The organism is Acinetobacter sp. YH16032, from assembly GCF_013417345.1.
GTDB lineage: Bacteria > Pseudomonadota > Gammaproteobacteria > Pseudomonadales > Moraxellaceae > Acinetobacter.
The window spans coordinates 1-2182 of sequence record NZ_VPEE01000113.1 but is presented as its reverse complement, the minus strand read 5'-3'; the positions used below and the strand labels follow the sequence as shown (position 1 = coordinate 2182).

The 2182-nt window shown below is 34.7% G+C and carries 4 protein-coding genes; all 4 read right to left on the bottom strand.

Annotated elements, in window-relative coordinates:
• Window positions 1-344: 344 nt before the first annotated feature.
• Window positions 345-1154: a hypothetical protein gene (locus FTV32_RS16655; protein ID WP_108091266.1), complete on the bottom strand. Its 810-nt coding sequence runs from the start codon at window positions 1152-1154 to the stop codon at window positions 345-347.
• A 127-nt stretch (window positions 1155-1281) separates the two neighbouring features.
• Window positions 1282-1497, bottom strand: a complete 216-nt coding sequence (locus FTV32_RS16650) for a hypothetical protein (RefSeq protein ID WP_042087985.1) — start codon at window positions 1495-1497, stop codon at window positions 1282-1284.
• Window positions 1487-1783, bottom strand: coding sequence for a BrnT family toxin (locus tag FTV32_RS16645; protein WP_002011632.1), 297 nt, complete (start codon window positions 1781-1783; stop codon window positions 1487-1489). The genes FTV32_RS16650 and FTV32_RS16645 overlap by 11 nt, the downstream gene beginning before the upstream one ends.
• Window positions 1784-1823: 40 nt before the next feature.
• Window positions 1824-2182 (bottom strand): hypothetical protein (locus FTV32_RS16640; protein ID WP_180006236.1); only part of this gene is annotated, 359 nt, incomplete at its 5' end.

The window sequence follows — 2182 nt, the reverse complement described above, 5'->3', positions numbered from 1 at the left end:
AGCTACAATACGCCAGTGACACTTATTCCTACCACACGTACTGCATGCCGACCGTAAAACGGACACGCAGAAGCGGGCAAAGCTCGATCTATGATGCTTATTTGATGATTTAAAACACGGATTAACGAAGACTTATCATTTTGAGTCTTGATCTAAACACTGTTTATTGTGAAAATAGAGTTCAGGTACCAGCCTTTGGTGAAATCATAACGGTCGCCAAACCTTATGATCTTCGTTATTCGATGGGTTAACATCAAATAACTGCGTACCGTAGAATTTACTGGAAAACCCCTCTAAGTTGCAAGGCTTAGGGGGGATTTTCTTTATAATTTACAATTACAAATTTACTTATCCTTATTTAAAGCAAATTTTCGCTTCTTAATCACAGTAATTGACTTTTCTTGTGAAGCTATATTTTGCTGAATAGCTACCTGCTTCATTTTTACTGGTAAAGTAATCTTTTCATCAGATTTGGGGCTAGATTCTTTAGGCTTTGAATCTGTTGGCTTTTGCAAAGTTGCTTCTTTATTTTTAATTTTTATATAAATTTTATGTACGACCGTATTGTGTTCTTTGATCTCCTTATTTTTACTCTTTATTTTTTTATATTGTTCTTTAAAGGGCGTTATAAAATTCTTAACCGTTGATAGCAGTACAGCTTCATCAGAGTGTATATCTGCTAATGTCTTTGGTGTTTCACTTTGTACAAAATCAATAAAATGTAAGGGAAATTTTTCAATAATCTCTGGAGTAGCAAAACTAACAAAATGATATCCGTGATAAGAAATTACAGCGTAATTTGTATCCTGTTTAATCGGATGTTTGATATATCCCTTTACTGTCGCTTCTCCTTGATCCAATAGCTTTTTTAGATAGAAATCCTTGATATGATTCTCTAAAACTCTACTTTTTCTATAAAAATTAATCTTATTGTTAATCTCTTCTCGCTCTTCTATTTCATCAACAATATCTAACTTATGACTAAATTCAACAAATTGAGCATGATGATATTCAGCAAGTTTAGAAGTCCAAATTAAGATTTGTCCAAGATTATCAGGCTTAATAATCTCAATATCGTTGAAATCAAGTTTTTTTATTAGTGCAAGTTCTTCATGCTTGAACTCTTTTCTTTCCAAACTTGAATGTTTCAACATAACAACTTCCTTAACCACGGCGTATCCTTCAAAAACTATAAAGTAAAAGCTCATTTGGTATGAATACCAAATGAGCTTTCTAATTAATCAATCAAACATTAAAACAAAAAAGGGAGGTCATACCTAATTAAGTACGTTTCAATGCCATAATATGGCGAACCATATCGTTAATATGTTGTTTTGTTTCATTATCTTGTGAACCTAACCATGTCACCACATCAGCATCAAAAGCCTTTGCTTGAGCGATGGCGTGACGTTCCTGTAATTTTTTCACAAAACTAGGTTTAACCAATGGGGCATTGGTAGGATCAAAATTTTTATAGCGTTCTAATTCATTTTGCATTGCTGTACCTCCGCTTTTGGTGATGTGATGGTTCAAATGCAGTGATTATTCTCGCAACATCTCCACGTTCAACCCAAACCACTGTTAATAGTCTACCACGATTGCTTAAACCGACTGATATTAGTCGTTGTTCATCATAGTGTCCTACATCCTCAAAAGAGATCAATGCAGGATCAAGGAAAATACTACAGACCTCCTCGAACGTAATTTCTCGCCCTCGATAGACTAAATCCATTTTTTGGTCATGCCATTCAAATAACAAGCCGTAATATTCAATTAATGGCATGATTACCTCTTTTCCTCTCGTGAAATAAAAAATATGCCTATTATTTTGGGTCTATGACACAAAAATCGCCATTTTTTCCATATCCGCACTGCTTTTTCATCACACGAACACACGGTTTAGATTCCTTTCCAACAGTACAGCTTCCAATATCAAACTGGATACCTTGCTGTCTTAAGCTCTCGATCTGAGGGATATTTTCTAAAGGTTTGATATAAACACTGAATAACCAAATGATGCCAAGCATCAGAATGGCGAAAATGCCTAAAATGATGGTGATGATTTTCCATGAAAATTGATCACTGGTTGATTCAATCGAGTTTTTTAAATGTCCAAGTGCTTTGGCGGTCTTGATAAGCTCTGCTGTACCCTCCTGTAAGCCCGTATTTAGCGATTTTGATA

Coding starts and splice junctions, on each gene's coding strand:
- FTV32_RS16655 (WP_108091266.1), bottom strand. CDS start 1,154: ATGTTGAAACATTCAAGTTTGGAAAGAAAAGAGTTCAAGCATGAAGAA.
- FTV32_RS16650 (WP_042087985.1), bottom strand. CDS start 1,497: ATGCAAAATGAATTAGAACGCTATAAAAATTTTGATCCTACCAATGCC.
- FTV32_RS16645 (WP_002011632.1), bottom strand. CDS start 1,783: ATGCCATTAATTGAATATTACGGCTTGTTATTTGAATGGCATGACCAA.